The sequence below is a fragment of the Variovorax sp. J31P179 genome (assembly GCF_030316985.1).
GTDB classification, from domain to species: domain Bacteria; phylum Pseudomonadota; class Gammaproteobacteria; order Burkholderiales; family Burkholderiaceae_C; genus Variovorax; species Variovorax ginsengisoli_B.
This window is the reverse complement of the sequence record NZ_JASZYL010000006.1, coordinates 302386-322694: the sequence shown is the minus strand read 5'-3', so window position 1 is coordinate 322694 and position 20309 is coordinate 302386. Positions and strand designations below refer to the sequence as shown.

The window sequence follows — 20309 nt, the reverse complement described above, 5'->3', positions numbered from 1 at the left end:
GGACATGGCAGTCGGAATCGGGATGGGCACGGTGCGCGGCACCGGAGGCGGGGTGACCGGGGTGGCGGATGCAGGCCACTGAGTCGGTCTATCGCTTCGACCATGCCGAACTGAATCCCGCCAGCCGCGAACTGCGGGTCGGCGGCGAGCCGGTCCAGCTCGGCGCCCGTGCTTTCGACGTGCTGCTGGCGCTGGTCACCCACCGCGAGCGCATGCTGACCAAGAACGAGTTGCTCGACCTCGTCTGGCCCAACCTGGTGGTCGAGGAAAACAATCTCCAGGTGCAGGTCAGCGCGCTGCGCAAGCTGCTCGGCGCCAAGGCCATCGTGACGGTGCCGGGCCGCGGCTATCGCTTCGCCGCTGCGCTGGACGACGCGCCCGCCGCCGACCGGACGGCGGCCCGGGCCGCGGTCGCGCCGCCGTCCGTGGCGCTGCCCTCCGAATTCGGCAACCTGCCGGTCGGCTTGCCGCCGTTGCTGGGGCGCGACCAGGACCTGGCGCAGCTGCGCGGCCTGGTGCGCGAGCATCGGCTGGTCAGCCTGCTGGGCGCGGGCGGCATCGGCAAGACCAGCCTGGCGCTGGCGCTGGCCCGCGACCTGGCGCACCGCTTCCGCGATGGTGCCTGGATGGTCGAGCTGGCCCATGTCTCGGACCCCGGCGCCGTACCGGGCGCGGTGGCGCGCGCGTTGCGCATCGGCCTGCCCGGCCACGCCGACCCGGCGCGCGAGCTGGCCGAACGCCTGCGCGGGCGCGAACTGCTGCTGCTGGACAACTGCGAACACCTGATCGAGCCGGTCGCGGCGCTGGTCGGCCAGCTGGGGGCGGCGCTGCCCGAGCTGCACATCCTGGTCACCAGCCAGGAGCCGCTGCGGCTGTCGGCCGAGCGCTCGATGCGCCTCGGCACGCTGGCCGTGCCGGCCGACGCCGAGGTGGCGGACGCCGCGGCGCACGGCGCGGTGGCGCTGTTCGCCGCCCGGGTCGCTGCGGTGCAGCCGGGCTTCCGGCTCGACGCCTCGAACCTCGAGGCGGTGGTGGCCATCTGCCGCGCGCTCGACGGCATGCCGCTGGCCCTGGAGCTCGCGGCCGCCCGGGTGCCGCTGCTGGGCGTGCCGGGGGTGCGGCAGCACCTGGGCCAGCGCCTGCGGATCCTCAACAACGGCGCCCGCGACGCACCGTCGCGCCATCGCACCCTGCGCGCCACGCTCGACTGGAGCCATGCGCTGCTGAGCCCGCTCGAGCGCACGGTGTTCCGCCGGCTCGGTGTCTTCGTCGGCGGCTTCGGGCTCGAGCTGGCGCAGCAGGTGGCGGCCGACGACGGCATCGATGCCTGGGCCGTGGTCGACCTGCTCGGCAACCTGATCGACAAGTCGATGGTGGTGCTGGAGGCCGGTGCCACGCCACGCTACCGCCTGCTGGAGAGCGCCCGCGCCTATGCCCGGGAGCAGCTCGAGGCGGCCGGCGAATGGGAGCGCCTGCGGGCCTGGCATGCGCGCTGCATGCGGGCGGCGATCGACCGTCCGGAGCGCGCCGGGTGCATGGGCTTCGAAACCATGGACCAGTGGGTGATGACCTGCATCCCCGAGGTCGACAACCTGCGCAGCGCGATCGAATGGGCTTGCGGCGAGCGCGGCGACCCGGCGCTGGCGCTCGAGCTGGTGAACACCGCCGCGGTGCTCATGTACCAGGCCGGTCGCTACGGCGAGGGCGTGCGCTGGATGCGCATGGCCGAACCGCTGGTCGATGCGCGCACCGCCCCTTTCGTGGTGGCGGATTTCTGCGGTGGGCTGGCCATGATCGGCCTGCACGGCGGGGTCAACGCCCAGGAGCGGGAGAAGCTGCTCGAGCGCTCCCGCGCCATCTTCGAGCAGGAGCAGGCCCACGGCCGGCTGGTGATCGCCCTGTGCATGAGCGCCTACGTGTCGGCCGTGACCGCCGACTTCGAGAGCGCCGAGCGCCACCTGGCGCAGGGACGCGCGCTGATCGAAGCGCCGGCGATGCACGGCTTCCGCGGCCTCTGGCTCTACAACTGCGGCATGGTCCGGCGCTACCAGGGCCGCACCGAGGAGGCGCTGGCCGCCTTCGCCCAGGCGCTGCCGCTGGTGCGCAGCGGCGGCGATGCCCGCACCCGGTTCTACGTGCTCAACAACCTGGCGGCGCTGCACCAGGAGATCGGCCACATCGATGAGGCGGTCGACCAGTTCCGCGCCGTGATCGAGCATCTGCGCCGCTCGCCGCTGACCGATGCCCAGATGCTGGCCTTCGCCCACAACTGGTACGCCCATGCCCTCACGGTGCAGGGCTCGCTGGCCGAGGCGCAGGCCCAGGTCATGCTGAGCCTGCCGCAGTGCCGGCGCACGCTGGGCATCCGGCACTTCTCCGGCATGCTGGCGCTGTTGGCGGCGCGCCAGGGACGGCTGCGCGATGCCGCGCTGCTGATCGGCTGCGACGACGCGGCGAGGGCCCGCCGCGGCGAGGTGCGCAGCCGGGCCGATACCCGCATGCTCGAGGCCACGCTGGCGCTGGTCGGCGTCGTTCACCCGCCGTCCGAGCTGGCGGCGTGGCGCCTCGAAGGCGCCGGCCTCGACGAGGACGCCGCGATCGGGCTGGCCTCGGCCGGCCTCAGCGCGCTGCCGGGCTGACACTTTCGAGCTGCGCGATCAGCGTCGGGAAGACGTCGCGCGCGGCGTTGCGGCCGACGAACAGGTCCATGTGGGCGTAGCCTTCGAACACATGGCGGGTGTAGAGCGACGGGTCGTTCAGCCGCGACAGCCAGGCCTGGGTCCGCAGGCTGCCCTCCGGGAAGAACAACTGGTTGTCGGCCCCGGCCACGAAGCAGATCGGCAGCGCCAGCCGCGGCGCGTTGGCCGGCGTGACATACACATCCCGGCCCGCGCTGTCGACCGCCTTGGCGCGCTGCATGATCAGGCTCAGGTGCTCGAAGGGATGCAGCGCCACGCTGCCGAACATCTCCGCCAGCGCGGTGTGGGTGGCGTGGTTGAGCTGCGCGTGCGCATAAGACGCGCCGAAGATCGAGAACACGCGATGGCACAGCGGGTTGTTGCACTGCTCGCCGTCCGGCACCGGCACCTTGAAGGCCAGGGTGTCGATCTCGCGGTCGAGCTCGGTGCTGCCGGGCACGCTGTCGAAGCGGCCGTCGAGCGGGGCGTAGCTTTCGAGCACGCGGGCCAGGCCGATGTCGGCCTTGGCATCGTTGAGCCAGCCCGTGACCGGGTGCAGCGTGAGCTGCGAGGACACCAGCGAGCGCACGCCGGTCATGCCGTCCAGCAGCGCCATCAGCAGGCTCATCGAGCCGACGCAGTGGGCGATCGCCTGCAGGTCGGCGGCGCCGGTGGCCTGCAGGACGAAGCGCACCGCGGCCGGCCAGTCGGTGCGCGCGATGTCGTCGATCGTGTAGGGCGCGATCGGGCTGCCGGAATCGGGGCTGGCCCGGTAGTCGAACAACCAGACGTCGTAGCCGCGCGCGCACAGCGCCTCGACCAGGTTCTGGTCCACCGTGTCGGTCGCGAACGACGAGGCCCGGACCGAGAAGCCCGGCGCCAGCACCACCGGCCCGAGCGTGCCGCCGGCGTAGCGCGTGAGCCTGATCCTGAAGCCGTCGCCGACCTCGACGCTGTGTGCCACCGGCGCCGGCGCGCGAAGGGCGCGGCGCGGCAGCTGCGCCAGGTCGAGCGCCGGGAAGTTGTGCAGGTCGGCCAGCAGCCCGCCGTAGGCCCGGAACAGCGTCATGCCGAAGAAGGCGCCGAAGCGGGCGAGGTAGGCGCTGGCAATGGCGCGCTCGGCCGCCGGTACATGCGCTTCGAGCACGCCGGGGAGGCTGGCCGGCGGCTTGACCTCGACCGTCGAGGCCTGCCACAGCAGGTCCTCGAGGTCGAGCGTGAGGATGCCCTGGGCCACCATCCGTCCGGCCATGCCGTCGCCGTCGTAGACCCGCACGAACAGGGTGGTGGTGTCGGTCCAGGGCGATGCGCCGGGCCGCTGGTGCAGCACCTTGTGGCCCTTGAAGCGCAGCCGCGAGTCGCCGCGCCGCAGCACCATCTCGTAGGTCATGGTCCAGGTCTCGACCCGCTGCGCATCGGCCGGCAGCAGGTGGAACACGCCGCTGGCCACCGGCATCGGCTCGCTCCACAGCGCCGGACAGGTCACGCTGCCTGAAATGGTGGCCGGGTGGGTCGGGTCCGACACCATCTGGTGGAGGTCGGCGGTGTGGATCGTGAGATCGAAGCGCATCGCCTGGCCCCGGGCCTTGCCCCAGGCGCAGGCGACCTCGTAGTCGCTCGCCAGCCGCTGCTGCGGGCCGCTGCGCGGCAGCACCGCGTCGGTGCTGATCCAGCCGTGCATGGTCTCGGTGAACTGGAAGCTCGGGCTCAGCAGCGCCGGGTCCTTGCGGATGAGCGCGCCGATCGCCTCCTTGGCGAGTTCGACGGCGCCGGCCTCGACCTTGTCGATGGCTCGCCGCAGCAGGCCCGATGGCGGCGCCCCGGCGCCGGTCGACGCCGGCATCGGTCCGCGCGGCGCCATCCCGAGGTCCAGGGTCCAGCCGCGCCGGTCGCACAGCAGCTGGCAGGCGCGCTCGGCCAGCGCGCTGATCGTCAGCAGCGGATTGACGCCCGCCGCCCCCGGCAGCACCGCGCCGTCGCAGACCAGCAGCCCCTCGTGCACCGCCTGCCCGTCGCGCCCCGCGAACACCCGGCCCTGGTGGTCGACCACGCCGTCGGCCGCGCTGTCGCCCATGCCGCAGCCGCCCAGCGGATGCACGGTGATCAGCTTGTGGCCGAGCGGTTCGCTCCAAAGCGGGTTCGGAATGAACTGGCCCTGGACCGCCTCGTTGGCGGCCCGCAGCCACTGGTGGTCCTTGGCGATCACCGGGCGGGTGCCGGCGCCCGGCCAGTCGATGCGCAGCCGGTCGTCCTGCAGGTGCAGGCGGCCGCCGGCATCGTCCACGCTCATCACCAGGTAGGTCTGGGTGCGCGCCACTGCGCCGCCGTAGGCCGCCGCCGCCAGCTCGCCGGGGTGCTGCACCGCCTCGCCCATCGCCTGCGCATCCTGCAGGCGCGACTTGGCCTGGGCCGCGCCGTAGGCGAATTCGCCGCCGGTCATGGCGTCGGCGAAGAAGAGGGCGGGCGTCAGCATCGACGCCAGGGCGCCGGGGATCACGCCTTCCTCGATCACCAGGCCGTCGCCGACCTCGGGCGCATCGCGCAGGTCGATCACGCCGGTGATGCAGGGCCCGGGCAGGTCGGCGGGGGCCAGCTTGTTGCGGCCGGTGCCGACGCCGTTGATCGGGCTGCGGACCGTGTTGCCGGCGGCGCCGGTGCTGGCCTGCCAGTCGTTGTCGTAGCCCAGCGCCAGCACGTCGCCGTTGCCCGAGAAGCGTGTGCCCAGCCGGTCCGACAGCGCCAGCCCGCGTTCCCTGGAGCGCAGCAGGATCTCGGTCGAGCCCAGCGCGCCGGCGCCGAGCATCACGATGTCGGCCGTCACGCTGCGCGGCGCGTCCGCCGCCGGCGCGCTCTCGCCGCGCAGCGCCACCGGGTCGAAGACCACGCGCCAGCGCTCGCCATCGCGCTCGACGTGGCTGACCCGGGCGCCGGTGAAGATCTCGGCGCCGTGGTTCGCCGCATCCGGCAGGTAGTTCATCAAGGTCGTGTTCTTGGCGCCGACGTTGCAGCCGCTGGTGCAGTCGCCGCACAAGGTGCAGCGCGGCTGCGGGACGCCGAAGGGGTTCAGCTGGTCGGCGAAGTTGACCGCGATCGGCGGCCGCTCGAACGGGCGCTTCATCGCCCGGGCCGACTTCTCCAGCGCCTGCAGCTTGTTCAGCGGCGGGTAGTCGTCGGGGTAGGGTGAAGGGTCGAGCATCCGCCGCGCACGCGCGATGTAGGGGTCGAGCAGGGCCGGGTCGTTGCGGAACGGCGCCGGCCAGGGCGTGGCCTCGAACAGCCGGGGGTCGATCTCGAGCGCGACGTTGGCGTTGATCAGCGAAGTGCCGCCGAGACCGCAGCCGACCATCGCGAGCATGTCGTCGTTGAGGTGCAGGTTGTAGAGGCCGTCGGCGGCGCCGAGCTTGCCGCGGGCGCCGTCGACCTGCATGTCGGCCCGGGCGCCGGCCATGTCGTCCGGGTAGTCGCCGGGCAGTATTTCGCGGCCGCGTTCGAGCACGCAGACCGACTGGCCCGCGCGCGCCAGTCGCGAGGCGGCGACGCCGGCGCCGTAGCCGGAGCCGACCACGACCACCGTGTAGTGAGAGGCCAGCTGGGACAGCGGTCGGGCGATTCGCTTCATCATGGGGCGGTCGCCGGGTTGCGGCCGGGAACGTGGAAGAACTTGTCGAGCAGCCGGGCGGCGTGCGCCTCGGTGGCCGTCTGCGCCGAGCGCGAGAAGACCTGCCAGGCCGGCGCCGTTCGTTCGATCCCGGCGGCCAGTGCGGCCAGCATCGGGTTGTCGCGGTCGCCGAAGCCGCCCACGCCCTGCGCCTGCACCGGGGCCATGCGGCCGTTGACCGGATCGTTGAAGAGCCGCAGCGAGGCCAGGTTCAGGGCCTCGTCGATGAACACCGCCGCGGCCCCCTGGGTCGAGGTCATGGTCGGCTGGTCCATGACCCAGCCGCCGGTGTTGAAGACGCGCACCGGCTGGCCGAAGCCCGCCACCGGCAGCTCGTCCTGGAACGGCTTGTGGGTGTGTCCGAAGACGAAGGCGAGATCGAGGCCGGACGGCTCCAGGCCGGCGCGCTCGAGCTCCAGCTTGACCGGGCCCGACAGGAACCAGCGCAGGTCGGCGACGTCGCCGGCGGTCATCAGGGCGAGGTAGCTGTCGCGCTGCGACTCGGCGCCCCGGCCCAGCGTCGCGTCGAGCAGGCCGAGCAGCAGCTGGTCGAGCGTGATGCCCTGCAGCATCGGCATGCTGCCGCTGAGGCCGAAGCGCGTGCCGAGCCGGGCCACCAGCAGGGCCGACAGGCGTTGCGCGAAGCGCTGCGAGGCGCCGCCGTCGCGCATGACCTCGTACAGCGTCGTGGCCGCCGTGCCGGTCAGCCCGGCGCTGCCGAGGTCCGACCAGAGGAAATCGACCCAGGCGCCGTTGCGCGCTTCGAGCTGCGCCATCGTGGCCGGGCCGCGGCCGTGGAGACCCGGCGCCTGGGCATCGAGCGCGGAGACCAGTCGGTACATCGGGTCGACGTAGTGGCCGTGGTGCAGCACCACGCAGCGACGGCGCCCGGCGTCGATCAGGCCGAGGTTGGGATAGGCGATCTCGACCCGGGTCTCGCTCAGCGCCGGATGGCGGTGGATCAGGCCGGTCAGCATCGGCGACGGGATGCCGCTGGCATCGGGATCCTGGAACAGCGCCGTGTGGGCGATCAGGTCGCTCTCGATGCGGCCCTCGCGCAGGCTGTCCTGGAAGTGCTGGTCCTGGGCGATGCGCCACAGGTGGTGGTCGTGGTTGCCGGGCACGCACAGCACCCGCGGCGCGAACAGCGGCCGGTCGCCATCGAGCATCACGGCCTGGACGAAACAGTCGAAAGCGGCCGCGACGCTGCCCATCGGCGACAGGCCCATGTCGAGCACGTCTCCGAGCAGGACCAGGGTCGGCGGCGGCCCGTCGCCGAGCGCGGGCAGCAGTTGCCGCAGCGCCAGGCCCAGGGCCGTCAGCGTGGCGCTGGGCCGGGTCGGGTCGGGACGGCCTTCGGCGTCGGTCGAGGTGAGGGTGCTGTAGCCGGCGCCGAGATGCAGGTCGGAAAGGCAGACGTAGCGGGGGGTGCTCAAGGCGGGGCTCCTGGTGATGTGCGACTGTGCCTGCTGGCGCGCGCGGCGTCCTGAAGCCGTCCTGAAGCGTCCTGAATCTCCCGCGCGAGCGCAAGGGCAGGCGTGCGCATTCAGCACGCTTCAGGACGCCTTAAGGACGGGCGGGCTGGCCGGCGCGAAGCTCGGGACTCCCTTTCACCAGCCCCGCCGAAACGCCATGCGCCAAGTGCCCACCTCTCCCGCCGTCGCCATCGCCGCGTCGCTGCGCGCGGTCGGTCATCCGCGCAGCGCGACCTTGCGCAACGGCGCGCCGGCACGGATCCGGCCGCTGCGCACCGAAGATGCCCAGCGCTTCGGCGCCTTTGTCGGCCAGCTGTCGGAGGGGTCGCGCGGTTGCCGCTTCCATGCCGGCATCGGCGACTGCGAACCGGCCGCGCTGCAGCAACTGGTCAGCGTCGACGGCGTGCGCCAGGTGGCCCTGGTCGCCACCTTGCCGCTGGTCGACGGCGAGGCGCTCATCGGCGAGGCCCGCTATTGCGTCGGCGAGCCGCCGGGCAGCGCCGAACTGGCGATCGCCGTCGCCGATGCCTGGCAGCGCCAGGGCGTGGCCGACCACCTGATCGACTGCCTGCTCGAAGCGGCCCGCGACGCCGGCCTGCGCCGGCTGTACGGCGACGTGCTGGCGTCCCACACCGGGCTGATCGGCTTCCTGCACCGGATGGGCTTCCAGACCTGCGCCCAGGGACCCGGCGGCGGCCTGCTTCGCCTGGAGCGTGGTGTGGCGCCGCGGCCGCCGCAGCCGGAGCGGCGCCCGCTGGGCGCCCTGCGCCGCTGGCTGGCCGGCCAGTTCGTGCCGCGGCCCTAGCGCACCCGGGCTACAGCCCACCGGCCGCCTGCTTGCGCTGCACGATGCGGTTGCGGGTCGCGTCCTCCGCATGGGCGAAAGTGACCTGCCCGTTCTTCACCGTGCCGACGACCAGCATGTTGGCGCTCAGCGCTTCCTTGTCCTGGCTGCCGAAGGGCTTGTCGTAGGTGGTCACGACGCCGTAGTAGGGGCGCTTGGGCGCTTCGAGCGCCGCCTTGATGCCGGGCCCGTCCAGCCGGTCGCCGGGCAGGCTCAGCACCGCGTGGGCCAGCAGGTAAGTGGCGTCGTAGGCTTGCGCGGCGGCCATCGGCACCGGGATGCGCGGCCCTTCGAACTTGCGCGCATAGCGCGCGAGGAAGGTGGCGCGCCGCTCGTTGGTCGGCTCGGCGACGAAGCTCAGCGCCATCAGAGAGCCTTCGGCGGCCTCCTTGGCGCCGTCGATGAAGAGCGGGAACGACAAGGCCCAGGCGCCGACCTGGGGCACCTTCCAGCCCAGCGCGTGGCGGCCCTTGGCGATCACCGCGTTCTGCGGCGCGATCGTGTAGATGAAGATCACGTCGGCACCGGCCTTGCGCGCTTCCTTCAGCTGCTCGGTCACGTCGGTCACGCCGAGGTCGAAGCGCCCGACATAGGCCGGCTCCAGCCCCTTCTTCGCCAGCGCACGGCGCACGTCCTGCAGCCCGCCTTCGCCGTAGCCGGTGGTGTCGGCGAAGACCGCCACCCGGGTCCAGCCGCGGGCCACGATCTCGTCGACCATGAAGGGCGCCTGGATCGCGTCGGGCGGCGCGTTGCGGAAGATGTAGCTTTCGGCCGGCGGGAACCGGGTCGTCACCGGCGTGCCGGTGGTGCACGGAACGATCAGCGGCGTCCGGCTGGCCTGGAAGACGTCGATCGACTTCATCGCCACGCCGGTGTTGCAGAAGCCGATAGTGGCGATCACCTTCTCCCGGACCAGCTCCTGCGAAAGCTTGAGCCCGAGCTCCGGGTTGGCCTGGTCGTCCTTGATCACCAGTTCGAGCGGCCGCCCCAGGTAGCCGCCGAAGGAGTTGATCTCGTCGATCGCCAGCTTCACGCCGTTGAGCATCGGCAGGCCGAAATCGGCCGAGGGGCCGCTCAGCGGACCGATCACGCCGATGCGGATGGCACCGGTGGTGCCCGGCGTGGCCTGCGCGGCGGCGGGGGCGGCGAGCGCCAGGGAGGCGAGTGCGAAGACGAGTGCGAAGACGGCGCTTTTCATGTCTCTGTCCTTTGTTCTGTGGTGGATTCGGCCGGGCGCATCGTGCGGGCCGGGTCGGCGCCGGAGGTCCGTGTTTGTCCGGGGTGCGATGCGTTGCCGGGCGCGATTCCGTGCGGTTTTGCACGGCCAGGCGGCAGAATCGGGCACCTTCACCCCCAGCGCCCCGGCATGAAGCCCCCCACCTTGCCTGTCCTGCCCACCGGCCGCCGCCTGCTGTACTGGCTCCTCGGCGTCGCCGTCCTGACCGCGCTGGGCTGGGCGATCGTGGGCGACATCAGCCCGGCACCGCCGCGTTCGCTGGCGATGACCACCGGCGTGCCCGACGGCGCCTACCACCGCTTCGGCGAGCGCTACCAGGAGATCCTGCGCGCCAACGGCATCCGGCTCGAGCTGCAGCCCTCGAGCGGCGGTGTCGAGAACCTGCAGCGGCTCAACGAAGGCAAGGTGTCGGTGGGCTTCGTGCAGGGCGGCACCGGCCTGCTGGCGCAGGACCCCGACGCGCCGCCCGAGGCGACGCCGCTGAGATCGCTGGCCACCGTCGCCTTCGAGCCGGTCTGGATCTTCAGCACCGCCCTCGACCTGTCCAGCGGCCTCGGGCCGCTGGCCGGCAAGCGCATCGCGGTCGGCGTTCCCGGGAGCGGCAACTTCAAGGTCGCGACCGAGCTGCTGGCGGTCTATGGCGTGACCGACGGCGGCCCGCCCGCCACCCGCTTCGTCAGCGAAGGCGGCATGGCGGCGGCCGACCTGCTGGCCCGCGGCGAGGTCGACGCGGCCATCATGATCGCCGCGCCGGAGGCCCCCGCGGTGCAGCGGCTGCTCGCCGACAGCAGCGTCCGGCTGGCCTCGCTGGACCATGTGCAGGGGCTTGCACGGCGCTTTCCGTTCTTCCAGCCCGTGAGCCTGAAGCGCGGTTCGGTCGACCCGAAGCGCGACCTGCCGCCCCAGGACATCCAGCTGCTCGCCACCACCGCGAACCTGGTGGTGCGCGACGAACTGCACCCGGCGCTCGCCTACCTGCTGCTCGAGGCGGCGCGCCAGGTGCACCGGCAACCCAGCATCATCAGCCGGCCGGGCGAATTCCCGAGCCCGACCGGCACCGATTTCCCGCTCTCGACCCAGGCCGAGCGCTACTTCAAGAACGGCCGCCCGTTCCTGCAGAACTACCTCCCGTTCTGGGCCGCGAACTATGCGCAGCGGCTGCTGCTGCTGCTGGTTCCGCTGGCGGCGATCCTGGTGCCGCTGGTCCGCGTGCTGCCGGAGCTGATCGGCTGGCGCCGCCGCAGCCGCCTGTACCGCCGCTACGGCGAACTCAAGTTCCTCGAGCAGGACCTGGCCTCGCGAAAGCTCGACGACCAGGAGCGGCGCGAGGCAAGGGCGCAACTCGACCGGATCGAGGAGGAGGTCGTCCAGACCAAGTTCCCGCTTGATTTCACCGACCGGGTCTACACGCTGCGCCAGCACGTGGACTATGTGCGGGCGCAGCTGCGGCGGCAGAGCGAGCCGGACGCGAAGGACTGAATCGGACTTGCCCTGGAGAAAATCGGGACGCTTCTCGCAGACCTGCAGGGGCTGCCTTCATAGACTGCCGAGCGCCTCAGAGGCTGGCCCTCGGCCTGAGCCTTCCCTGCATTTCGTCTCCTCCAGTTCAATGATCCTCACTCGACTTCCGCCTGCCGCCGCCATGGCCGCCCTCTTCGCGCTGGCCGGCTGCCAGACCACCGACATGCAGATGGGCAGCCAGTCGGCCAAGACCGTGGCCACCGGCAGCGCCGCGGGCGGCAGCAGCAGCGGCGCGAGCAGCCAGCTCGAGCGATGCGACTCGCCGTTGGGCACGGTCTCGCTGGTCGAGAACCAGTCGGCCGGTTGGTACACCATCCTGCGCGACCAATACAAGCTGCCGCCCACGGCCAACCTGCTGCGCCTGCTGGTGCAGCAGTCGAACTGCTTCATCGTCGTCGAGCGCAGCGCCGCCGGCATGAACGCGATGGGCCGCGAGCGGGCGCTGATGGATGGCGGCGAGATGCGCGGCGGCAGCAATTTCGGCAAGGGCCAGATGGTCGCCTCCGACTACGGCATGACACCCGAGGTCATCTTCAACAACAACGATGCCGGTGGCGCCGGCGCCGCGATCGGCGGCCTGGTCGGCGGTCGCTACTCCGGCTTGATCGGCGCCATCGGCGGCAGCCTGAAGACCAAGGAAGCCTCCACCCTGCTGACCTTGATCGACAACCGCTCGGGCGTGCAGATCGCGGCCTCCGAAGGCAGCGCATCGAAGACCGATTTCGGCGGCTTCGGTGCCCTCGGCGGCATGAGCGGTGCCGGCGGCCTCGGCGGCTACACCCGGACCGCCGAAGGCAAGGTGATCGCGGCCGCCTTCATGGACGCCTTCAACCAGATGGTCGTCTCGCTGCGCGACTACAAGGCGCAGACCGTGCAGGGACAGGGCCTGGGCGGCGGCGGCCGGCTGGGCGTCGACGGCGCGGCTGCCCCGTCGCAGACCTCGGCACCCGGCGCCAAACGCCGACACAAGTAGGCGCAGCCCCGCGCGGCCTCGCTTCAGAGCAGGCGCGAGATTTCCCGCGCCGCGGCCAGCAGCGCCGGCAGCATGCTGTCCTGCATCACCTTGGCGCTGGTCCGGTTGGCCTGGCCGCTGATGTTGAGCGCCGCCACGGTGCGGCCGGCGCGATCGACGATCGGCGCCGCGATCGAGATCAGCCCTTCCTCCAGCTCCTGGTTCACCAGGCACCAGCCCTGCCGCCGTGCCTGCGCCACCTTGGCGAGCAGCGCGCCCACATCGGTCACCGTGTGCTTGGTGAAGGCTTCGCGCGGCGAGGCCTCGAGCCGCGCACGTCGTTCGTCTTCGTCGAGGTCGGCCAGCAGCAGCCGTCCCATCGAGGTGCAGAAGGCCGGCAGCCGCGAGCCGACGCCCAGGCTGATGCGCATGATCTTGTGGGTCGGCACCCGCAGCACGTAGACGATGTCGGTGGCATCGAGCACCGCCGCCGAACACGATTCCTGCACCTGCTGCACCAGCGCCTCCATCACCGGCTCGGCGCGGTTCCAGATCGGCATCGACGACAGGTAGGCAAATCCGAGATCGAGGATTCGCGGCGTCAGCGCGAAGAGCTTGCCGTCGCTCGTCACATAGCCGAGCGTCTGCAAGGTCAGCAGGATGCGGCGCGCGCCGGCCCGGGTCAGCCCGGTGGCGGCCGCCACCTCGCTCAGGGTCTGCCGCGGCGCGCCGGCGCTGAACGATCGGATCACCTGCAGGCCGCGGGCAAAGGACTGCACGTAGCTGTCCCCGGGGGCCGGGACGGAGGGGGATTGCTGCTGTGTTGCCATGCGGGGTGGATTTCTCTAGAATTCATTATACGAACAGATGTTCGGCATACGAACAAATTTGACGGCCATCGAAGTCATTCCGGTGGCCGGGTTCGTCCTTTTTCTTCCACTCCGGGGACAGATTCCATGATCGACAAGATCGCACGCTCGGTCGCCGACGCCATGGCCGGCATCCAGGACGGCGCCACGGTGCTGATCGGCGGCTTCGGCACCGCCGGCATTCCGAACGAACTGATCGACGGCCTGATCGAGCAGGGCGCCACCGACCTCACGGTGGTCAACAACAACGCGGGCAACGGCGAGACCGGCCTGGCGGCGCTGCTGAAGGCGGGCCGGGTGCGCAAGATCATCTGCAGCTTTCCGCGCCAGGCCGACAGCCAGGTGTTCGACGGCCTCTATCGCGCCGGCAAGATCGAGCTCGAATTGGTGCCGCAGGGCAACCTGGCCGAGCGCATCCGGGCCGCCGGCGCGGGCATCGGCGCCTTCTTCTGCCCGACCGGCTTCGGCACCCAGCTGGCCGGCGACCGCGAGACCCGCGTGATCGACGGCAAGAACCATGTGCTCGAATACCCGATCCGCGGCGACGTGGCGCTGATCAAGGCCGAGCAGGGCGACCGCTGGGGCAACCTGGTCTACCGCAAGGCGGCGCGCAACTTCGGCCCGGTGATGGCGATGGCCGCGGCGCGCACCATCGCGACGGTGCACGAGATCGTCGAACTCGGCGCGCTCGACCCGGAGCACATCGTCACCCCAGGCATCTTCGTCAGCAAGATCGTGAAGATCGACCGCGTGGCCACCGAGGCCGGCGGCTTCAGGAAGGCAGCATGACCATGAGCACCACCTACACCCGCCGCACCAAGGACCAGCTGGCGGCCCGCGTCGCCCAGGACATCTTCGACGGCGCCGTCGTCAACCTCGGCATCGGCCAGCCGACCCTGGTCGCCAACCACCTGCCGGCCGGCCGCGAGGTCATCCTGCACAGCGAGAACGGCATCCTCGGCATGGGCCCGGCGCCGGCCGCCGGCGCCGAGGACTACGACCTGATCAACGCCGGCAAGCAGCCGGTCACGCTGCTCGCCGGCGGCGCCTTCTTCCACCATGCCGACAGCTTCGCGATGATGCGCGGCGGCCACCTCGACATCTGCGTGCTCGGCGCCTTCCAGGTCTCGGCCACCGGCGACCTGGCCAACTGGAGCACCGGCGAGGAGGGCGCGATCCCGGCGGTCGGCGGTGCCATGGACCTGGCCATCGGCGCCCGCCAGACTTGGGTCATGATGGACCTGCTCACCAAGAAGGGCGAGAGCAAGGTCGTCGCCCAGTGCAGCTATCCGCTGACCGGCCTGGGCTGCGTGAAACGGGTCTATTCCGACCTTGCCACGCTCGAATGCACGCCTGCGGGCTTGAAGCTGATCGACAAGGTCGACGGCCTCGGCCACGCGGAACTCGAACAACTGGTCGGCCTGCCGATCGCCATCTGAACCCACTGCGGAGACATCACCATGAGCCAGCAAGCCTTCATCTGCGACGCCGTTCGCACCCCCTTCGGCCGCTACGGCGGCGCCCTCTCGAGCGTGCGCACCGACGACCTCGGCGCGGTGCCGCTCAAGGCCCTGATGGAACGCAACAAGAACGTCGACTGGCAAGCGGTCAGCGACGTGCTCTACGGCTGCGCCAACCAGGCCGGCGAGGACAACCGCAACGTCGCGCGCATGGCGGCGCTGCTGGCGGGCCTGCCGATCGAGGTCGGCGGCGGCACCATCAACCGCCTGTGCGGCTCGGGCCTCGATGCCGTGGGCACGGCGGCGCGCGCCATCAAGGCCGGCGAGTCCGGCCTGATGATCGCCGGCGGCGTCGAGAGCATGAGCCGCGCCCCCTTCGTGATGCCCAAGGCCGAAAGCGCCTTCAGCCGCAACAACGCGGTCTACGACACCACCATCGGCTGGCGCTTCGTCAACAAGCTCATGAAGGCGCAGTACGGCGTCGACTCGATGCCCGAGACGGCCGAGAACGTCGCCACCGACTACAAGATCGAGCGCGAGGCGCAAGACCGCATGGCGCTGGCGTCGCAGCAGCGCGCCGTGGCGGCCCAGAAGTCGGGCTTCTTCGACAGCGAGATCGTGCCGGTCAGCGTGGCGCAGAAGAAGGGCGACCCGGTCATCGTCAACAAGGACGAGCATCCGCGCGAGACCAGCCTCGAGGCGCTGGCCAAGCTCAAGGGCGTGGTGCGCCCCGACGGCAGCGTGACCGCCGGCAATGCCAGCGGCGTCAACGACGGCGCGGTGGCGCTGCTGCTGGCCGACGAAGCCAGCGCGGCGAAGCACGGCCTGACGCCGCGCGCCCGCGTGGTCGGCATGGCGACCGCCGGCGTGGCGCCGCGCATCATGGGGATCGGCCCGGCGCCGGCGACCCAGAAGGTGCTGCAGCTCACCGGCCTGAAGCTCGACCAGATCGACGTCATCGAACTCAACGAGGCCTTCGCCGCCCAGGGCCTCGCCGTGCTGCGCCTGCTCGGGCTGAAGGACGACGACGCGCGCGTCAACATCAACGGCGGCGCGATCGCGCTGGGCCATCCGCTGGGCGCCAGCGGCGCGCGCTTGGCCACCACCGCGATCAACCAGCTGCACAAGGGCGGCGGCCGCTATGCGCTGTGCACGATGTGCATCGGCGTCGGCCAGGGCATCGCGCTGATCCTCGAACGCGTCTGAGCGCGTTCGCCCCCGGAGCCGCGCTCGCGCGGCCCGCATTGAAAGTTCTGGAAGCAAGATGAGTCAACAAGAAGCCGCCCTGGTCACGGGCGGCAGCTCCGGCATTGGCCGGGCCACCTGCGAGGCACTGCTCGCCCAAGGACGCACCGTCGTCAATCTCGACTACAAGAAGCCCGACTGGGGCCATGAGCGCCTGGTGTCCTTCCAGGCCGACCTGACGCAGGAAGCGCAGACGAAAGCGGTGGCGCACGAAATCACCTCGGCCTATGCCGTGACGGCGCTGGTCAACAACGCGGGCGCGACGCGGCCCGGCACGATCGACACGGCCTCGATGGCCGACCTCGACTACGTCGTCGGCCTGCACTTCAAGGCCAGCATGATCCTGATCCAGGCGGCGCTGCCCGCGCTGCGCGCCTCGGGCCGGGGCCGGATCGTGAACGTGTCGTCGCGCGCGGCGCTGGGCAAGCCCGAGCGCATCGTCTACTCGGCCACCAAGGCCGGCATGATCGGCCTCACGCGCACGCTGGCGATGGAACTCGGCGGCGACGGCATCACGGTCAATGCGGTGGCGCCCGGTCCGATCGCGACCGAGCTGTTCCGCCAGAGCAACCCCGAAGGCGCACCGCAGACCCGCCGCATCATCGACAGCATCGTCGTGAAGCGGCTCGGCACCGTGGACGACGTGGCCCGCGCCACGATGTTCTTCCTGTCGCCCGACAACGGATTCGTCACCGGCCAGGTGCTGTACGTGTGCGGCGGCACCACGCTGGGCGTCGCACCGGTCTGATCCGGACGCCGTCCCTCTCGATTCTTCCTTTTCCCAGTTCTCCAAGGTTTCCCATGTCCCGTTTCCCTTCCGACGCCGCGCTCAAGCGCCGCAGCTTCGCCATGGCCGCCGCGGCTGCCACCGCCGTCCTGGCGCTGGCGCCTCTCGCCGTCCACGCCCAGGCCGCGTTCCCCAGCAAGCCCATCACGATCATCGTGCCGTTCTCGGCCGGTGGCACCACCGACATCCTGGCCCGCGTGGTCGGCCTGTACATGAGCCGCGATCTCGGCCAGCCGGTCGTGGTGGACAACCGGGCCGGCGCCGGCGGCAACATCGGCGGACAGGCGGCGGCACGCTCGCCGGCCGACGGCTACACGCTGTTCATGGGCACCGTGGGCACGCACGCGATCAACCAGAGCCTCTACAAGAAGATGCCCTTCGATCCGATCAAGGACTTCGCGCCGCTCACGCGCGTGGCCATGGTGCCGAACCTGCTGGTGGCCAATCCGTCGCAGCCCTTCAAGAGCGTGAAGGAAATGATCGCGTACGCCAAGGCCCACCCGGGCAAGATCAACTTCGGTTCGTCGGGCAACGGCAGCTCCATCCACCTGTCGGGCGAGCTCTTCAAGCAGATGGCCGGCGTCGACATGCAGCACGTGCCGTACCGCGGCAGCGCGCCCGCGGTGTCGGACCTGCTCGGCGGCCAGATCGCGATCATGTTCGACAACATGCCTTCGGCCATTCCGCACGTGAAGGGCGGCAAGCTGCGCGCCCTGGCCGTGACCACGGCCAAGCGCTCGCCGGCGCTGCCCGACGTGCCGACCATCGCCGAAGCCGGCGTGCCCGGCTACGAAGCCACCTCGTGGTTCGGCCTGCTGGCCCCGGCGGGCACGCCGGCGCCGGTGGTCGCCAAGCTCAACGCGTCCATCCTCAAGGCACTGGCCGATCCGGAAGTGAAGAAGAAGCTCGCCGAGCAGGGCGCCGAGCCCCATGGCGAGAAGCCGGAGCAGTTCGCGGCCTTCATCGAGAGCGAGACGCTCAAGTGGGGCAAGGTCGTGAAGGAATCGGGCGCCAGCCTCGACTAAGCCTGCCAGACGAGTGTCGCGGCGGCGAGGTCTTCCAGCGCGCTGCCGACGGCCTTGAAGACCGTGCGCTCGGCGGCCGAGCGGCGTCCCTGCCGCTCGCCCCGGCACAACTGCGCCAGCGTGCCCTGGATCGTCGCCAGCGACACCGCGCCGGCGGCGATGGCGTCGAGCAGGTCGCCGGCCTTGGTCGGGGCCTCGTCGGTGTCGATGTAGACGCGGGCGCCGGCGAAGCAGGCCGCATCGGCCTCTTTCATCGCCGGCGTGAAGCTGCCGATCAGGTCGAGGTGGCTGCCCGGCGCCAGCCATTCCCCGCGCACCAGCGGCGCGGTCGCGAGCGTCGCGCAACTGACGATGTCGGCGGCCGCCACTGCCGTCGCGAGATCGTCGACCGGCTGCGCGTCCCAGCCCGCTTGGCGCCATTCCGCGGCCAGGGCCTGCGCGCCTTCGGGGCGGTGGTTCCACAGCCGGACTTCGCGGATCGGCCGCACGCTCGCGTGGGCGGCCGGCAGCAGGCGCGCCACCCGGCCGGTGCCCAGCACCAGCAGCCTCGAAGCCTCCTCGCGGGCGAGAAAGGCCGCGCCCAGCGCCGAGGCGGCCGCGGTCCGGTGGGCGGTGATCTCGTTGCCGTCGAGCTGCGCCAGCGGCACCCCCGTGTGGGCGTCGTAGAGCACGTAGGTCGCGTGCAGCCCCGGCAGGCCGCGCGCGCCGTTGCCCGGAAAGATGTTGATCGTCTTGATGCCGAGGAAGCCGGCCTCGCTCCAGGCCGGCATGATCAGCACGGTGCCGCGGTCGTCGCCCGCGGCGACCGAATGCACGTGGCGCGGCGGCACCGTCGCTTCGCGCGCGAAGGCCTCGCGCAGCGCCGGCACCAGGCCTTCGAAGGCGAGGTGGCGACGGGTCTGGTCGGCGTCGATGATCTTCATGGCGGGCGTTGGAAGCGTGCGTGGACAATGTAGCGCCCAGGCACCCGACTCTTCCCCCTCGTTTTGAATTTCCCGATCATCACCGACCCGCAGTTCTATGCGGTCGCCGTTCCCGCCGTGCTGCTGCTCGGCGTCAGCAAGAGCGGCTTCGGAGCCGGCTTCGGCTCCCTCGCCGTCCCCTTCATGGCGCTGGTGGTCAGCGTGCCGCAGGCCGCCGCCATCCTCATGCCGGTCCTGCTGCTGATGGACCTGCTGGGCCTGGCGGCCTTCCGCCGCGACTTCGATCCGCGGCTGCTGCGCTTCCTCATTCCGTGCGGGCTGCTGGGAACCGTGATCGGGGCCTTGCTCTTCAAGGCGCTTCCGGCGCACACGGTGGCGGGAATCGTCGGCGTCTTCACGCTGCTGTTCCTGGCCCAGCGCCTGCTGTTCCCGCCGCGCCCGAACGATCCCATGCCGTCGAAGCTGGGCGGCGCGCTGCTGAGCACCATCAGCGGCTTCACCAGCTTCATCGCCCATGCCGGCGGGCCGCCGGTCAACGCCTACGTGATTCCGCTGCGGCTCACGCCGGTGGTCTACACGGCGACGATGGCCTACTTCTTCTTCGTCGTGAACCTGAGCAAATGGGTGCCCTATGCCTGGCTGGGCCTGCTCGACTGGCGCAACATGGCGACCTCGGTGGTGCTGCTGCCGATCGCGCCCTTGGGCGTGTGGGTGGGCATTCGCATCGCGCGCCGCATCGATCCGGTCTGGTTCTACCGCTTCGTCTACCTCGGCATGCTGCTGACGGGCCTCAAGCTCAGCTGGGATGGCTTCCTGGCTTGATGTAAGGCAAACCTCTACGATTGCCGACGCCGCGCGCGATGGGCAGAATTTCGGCATGTCCGAACCGTCGACCGCACCCGGCACCCTGCAGGACGAGGAGCTCCAGAGCCTCGCGACCGAGTGGCGCATGCGCGCGATGCAGGGCGACCAGCTGGCGCATCGCATGGCCCGGGCCCTCGAAGCCGAGCAGCGCCGCCGGATCCGCGATTCGGGCCTGCAGATCCTGGTGCCCGAGGCGACGCGCGCCACGGCGCCCTGGTGGAAATTCTGGTGATCTGCCGCGCCGACGGCCAGCCGGTCGGGGATCTCCCGCAAAGTTCAGTGATAGATCTTCTGCAGCAGCCTGATGAGCGTCTCGCGCTCGCGCTGCGTGAGGCGGGCGCTGGTGTCGGCCTCGAGCTGCATCACGGTCTGTTCGGCCTCGCGCACCAGCTGTTCGCCGGCCGGTGTCAGGTGCAGGCCGATCGCACGGCCGTCATGCGGATGCGGCCGGCGCTCGATCAGGCCGCGGCTGTCCATCGAGGCGATCAGGCTCACCAGGTTGGGCGGCAGGATGTCGAGCGTCGAGCACAGCTGGCGGGAGGTCGCGCCCGGGTTGTGCGCCAGCAGCGACAGCACCGAGAAATCGGCCTGCTTGAGTCCGTAGGGCGCCATGCGTTCTGCGAACACCTCGGTCACGACCAGCCAGGCGCGGCGTGCGTTGTAGCCGACGAAGGTCTCCAGCACGCGGGTGTCGAGGCGGTCGGGGCGCGCCGCTGGGCCGTGCGTGGCGGAGGGGGTTTTCTTGCGCGAAACTGCCATGGTGCAAGCGTA

At 71.1% G+C, this 20309-nt stretch carries 17 protein-coding genes; 11 read left to right on the top strand and 6 right to left on the bottom strand.

The features are described from left to right. The first annotated feature begins 68 nt into the window (after window positions 1–68). The gene (locus tag QTI17_RS17965; protein WP_286534780.1) at window positions 69–2639 is read left to right on the top strand and encodes an ATP-binding protein; all 2571 of its coding nucleotides are present in this window, start codon (window positions 69–71) and stop codon (window positions 2637–2639) included. On the opposite strand, the gene QTI17_RS17960 is transcribed toward QTI17_RS17965, so the two are convergent. Both QTI17_RS17960 and QTI17_RS17955 read right to left on the bottom strand, forming a co-directional pair. After that, complete coding sequence (locus QTI17_RS17960) at window positions 2620–6300, bottom strand: alpha/beta fold hydrolase (protein WP_286534779.1); 3681 nt, start codon at window positions 6298–6300, stop codon at window positions 2620–2622. The two genes, QTI17_RS17965 and QTI17_RS17960, sit on opposite strands and share 20 nt — an antisense overlap. Further along, window positions 6297–7772: a metallophosphoesterase family protein gene (locus tag QTI17_RS17955; protein ID WP_286534778.1), complete on the bottom strand. Its 1476-nt coding sequence runs from the start codon at window positions 7770–7772 to the stop codon at window positions 6297–6299. The genes QTI17_RS17960 and QTI17_RS17955 overlap by 4 nt, the downstream gene beginning before the upstream one ends. A gap of 196 nt (window positions 7773–7968) precedes the next feature. Here QTI17_RS17955 and QTI17_RS17950 point away from each other — a divergent pair, with 196 nt between their 5' ends. Next, window positions 7969–8616 carry a GNAT family N-acetyltransferase gene (locus tag QTI17_RS17950; RefSeq protein WP_286534777.1) on the top strand — a complete coding sequence of 216 codons (648 nt, stop codon included), beginning with the start codon at window positions 7969–7971 and terminating at the stop codon, window positions 8614–8616. Window positions 8617–8626: 10 nt separating this feature from the next. On the opposite strand, the gene QTI17_RS17945 is transcribed toward QTI17_RS17950, so the two are convergent. Continuing rightward, a complete protein-coding gene (locus QTI17_RS17945; RefSeq protein ID WP_286534776.1) occupies window positions 8627–9853 on the bottom strand; it encodes an ABC transporter substrate-binding protein in 1227 nt (408 codons plus the stop codon). 168 nt (window positions 9854–10021) lie between these two features. Between QTI17_RS17945 and QTI17_RS17940 the strand changes: the two genes are divergently transcribed. After that, on the top strand, window positions 10022–11371 hold the full coding sequence (locus QTI17_RS17940; RefSeq protein ID WP_286534775.1) for a TAXI family TRAP transporter solute-binding subunit: 1350 nt from the start codon (window positions 10022–10024) through the stop codon (window positions 11369–11371). 130 nt (window positions 11372–11501) lie between these two features. Further along, window positions 11502–12386 (top strand): CsgG/HfaB family protein, encoded by an 885-nt coding sequence (locus QTI17_RS17935; protein WP_286534774.1) that lies wholly within the window; start codon window positions 11502–11504, stop codon window positions 12384–12386. A gap of 23 nt (window positions 12387–12409) precedes the next feature. On the opposite strand, the gene QTI17_RS17930 is transcribed toward QTI17_RS17935, so the two are convergent. Further along, entirely contained in the window at window positions 12410–13195 is a 786-nt protein-coding gene (locus tag QTI17_RS17930) for an IclR family transcriptional regulator (protein ID WP_286534773.1), read from the bottom strand. A 126-nt stretch (window positions 13196–13321) separates the two neighbouring features. Between QTI17_RS17930 and QTI17_RS17925 the strand changes: the two genes are divergently transcribed. The 5 genes from QTI17_RS17925 to QTI17_RS17905 are packed head-to-tail and all read left to right on the top strand — an operon-like array spanning window position 13322 to window position 17751. Then, window positions 13322–14023, top strand: coding sequence for a 3-oxoacid CoA-transferase subunit A (locus QTI17_RS17925; RefSeq protein ID WP_286534772.1), 702 nt, complete (start codon window positions 13322–13324; stop codon window positions 14021–14023). Continuing rightward, a complete protein-coding gene (locus QTI17_RS17920) occupies window positions 14020–14673 on the top strand; it encodes a 3-oxoacid CoA-transferase subunit B (RefSeq protein ID WP_286534771.1) in 654 nt (217 codons plus the stop codon). Before QTI17_RS17925 ends, QTI17_RS17920 begins: the two co-directional genes overlap by 4 nt. A 21-nt stretch (window positions 14674–14694) precedes the next feature. Further along, the gene (gene pcaF, locus QTI17_RS17915; protein ID WP_286534770.1) at window positions 14695–15900 is read left to right on the top strand and encodes a 3-oxoadipyl-CoA thiolase; all 1206 of its coding nucleotides are present in this window, start codon (window positions 14695–14697) and stop codon (window positions 15898–15900) included. Window positions 15901–15958: 58 nt separating this feature from the next. Further along, on the top strand, window positions 15959–16687 hold the full coding sequence (locus QTI17_RS17910) for an SDR family NAD(P)-dependent oxidoreductase (RefSeq protein ID WP_286534769.1): 729 nt from the start codon (window positions 15959–15961) through the stop codon (window positions 16685–16687). Window positions 16688–16740: 53 nt separating this feature from the next. Continuing rightward, complete coding sequence (locus QTI17_RS17905) at window positions 16741–17751, top strand: Bug family tripartite tricarboxylate transporter substrate binding protein (RefSeq protein ID WP_478140404.1); 1011 nt, start codon at window positions 16741–16743, stop codon at window positions 17749–17751. On the opposite strand, the gene lhpI is transcribed toward QTI17_RS17905, so the two are convergent. Next, on the bottom strand, window positions 17748–18674 hold the full coding sequence (lhpI, locus tag QTI17_RS17900; protein WP_286534768.1) for a bifunctional Delta(1)-pyrroline-2-carboxylate/Delta(1)-piperideine-2-carboxylate reductase: 927 nt from the start codon (window positions 18672–18674) through the stop codon (window positions 17748–17750). The two genes, QTI17_RS17905 and lhpI, sit on opposite strands and share 4 nt — an antisense overlap. Window positions 18675–18737: 63 nt before the next feature. Between lhpI and QTI17_RS17895 the strand changes: the two genes are divergently transcribed. Then, window positions 18738–19496 carry a sulfite exporter TauE/SafE family protein gene (locus tag QTI17_RS17895; protein ID WP_286534767.1) on the top strand — a complete coding sequence of 253 codons (759 nt, stop codon included), beginning with the start codon at window positions 18738–18740 and terminating at the stop codon, window positions 19494–19496. A gap of 55 nt (window positions 19497–19551) precedes the next feature. Then, entirely contained in the window at window positions 19552–19770 is a 219-nt protein-coding gene (locus tag QTI17_RS17890; protein WP_286534766.1) for a hypothetical protein, read from the top strand. Between the two features lie 44 nt (window positions 19771–19814). Here QTI17_RS17890 and QTI17_RS17885 read toward each other — a convergent pair whose 3' ends face one another. Then, window positions 19815–20297 (bottom strand): MarR family winged helix-turn-helix transcriptional regulator, encoded by a 483-nt coding sequence (locus QTI17_RS17885; protein WP_286534765.1) that lies wholly within the window; start codon window positions 20295–20297, stop codon window positions 19815–19817. Window positions 20298–20309 lie beyond the last annotated feature (12 nt).

What these genes read in the sequence shown, in the direction of transcription:
- QTI17_RS17905 (WP_478140404.1), top strand. Translation starts at nt 16,741, where the DNA reads ATGTCCCGTTTCCCTTCCGACGCCGCGCTCAAGCGCCGCAGCTTCGCC.
- lhpI (WP_286534768.1), bottom strand. Translation starts at nt 18,674, where the DNA reads ATGAAGATCATCGACGCCGACCAGACCCGTCGCCACCTCGCCTTCGAA.
- pcaF (WP_286534770.1), top strand. Translation starts at nt 14,695, where the DNA reads ATGAGCCAGCAAGCCTTCATCTGCGACGCCGTTCGCACCCCCTTCGGC.
- QTI17_RS17925 (WP_286534772.1), top strand. Translation starts at nt 13,322, where the DNA reads ATGATCGACAAGATCGCACGCTCGGTCGCCGACGCCATGGCCGGCATC.
- QTI17_RS17935 (WP_286534774.1), top strand. Translation starts at nt 11,502, where the DNA reads ATGATCCTCACTCGACTTCCGCCTGCCGCCGCCATGGCCGCCCTCTTC.
- QTI17_RS17890 (WP_286534766.1), top strand. Translation starts at nt 19,552, where the DNA reads ATGTCCGAACCGTCGACCGCACCCGGCACCCTGCAGGACGAGGAGCTC.
- QTI17_RS17945 (WP_286534776.1), bottom strand. Translation starts at nt 9,853, where the DNA reads ATGAAAAGCGCCGTCTTCGCACTCGTCTTCGCACTCGCCTCCCTGGCG.
- QTI17_RS17965 (WP_286534780.1), top strand. Translation starts at nt 69, where the DNA reads ATGCAGGCCACTGAGTCGGTCTATCGCTTCGACCATGCCGAACTGAAT.
- QTI17_RS17885 (WP_286534765.1), bottom strand. Translation starts at nt 20,297, where the DNA reads ATGGCAGTTTCGCGCAAGAAAACCCCCTCCGCCACGCACGGCCCAGCG.
- QTI17_RS17930 (WP_286534773.1), bottom strand. Translation starts at nt 13,195, where the DNA reads ATGGCAACACAGCAGCAATCCCCCTCCGTCCCGGCCCCCGGGGACAGC.
- QTI17_RS17910 (WP_286534769.1), top strand. Translation starts at nt 15,959, where the DNA reads ATGAGTCAACAAGAAGCCGCCCTGGTCACGGGCGGCAGCTCCGGCATT.
- QTI17_RS17940 (WP_286534775.1), top strand. Translation starts at nt 10,022, where the DNA reads ATGAAGCCCCCCACCTTGCCTGTCCTGCCCACCGGCCGCCGCCTGCTG.
- QTI17_RS17960 (WP_286534779.1), bottom strand. Translation starts at nt 6,300, where the DNA reads ATGATGAAGCGAATCGCCCGACCGCTGTCCCAGCTGGCCTCTCACTAC.
- QTI17_RS17920 (WP_286534771.1), top strand. Translation starts at nt 14,020, where the DNA reads ATGACCATGAGCACCACCTACACCCGCCGCACCAAGGACCAGCTGGCG.
- QTI17_RS17950 (WP_286534777.1), top strand. Translation starts at nt 7,969, where the DNA reads ATGCGCCAAGTGCCCACCTCTCCCGCCGTCGCCATCGCCGCGTCGCTG.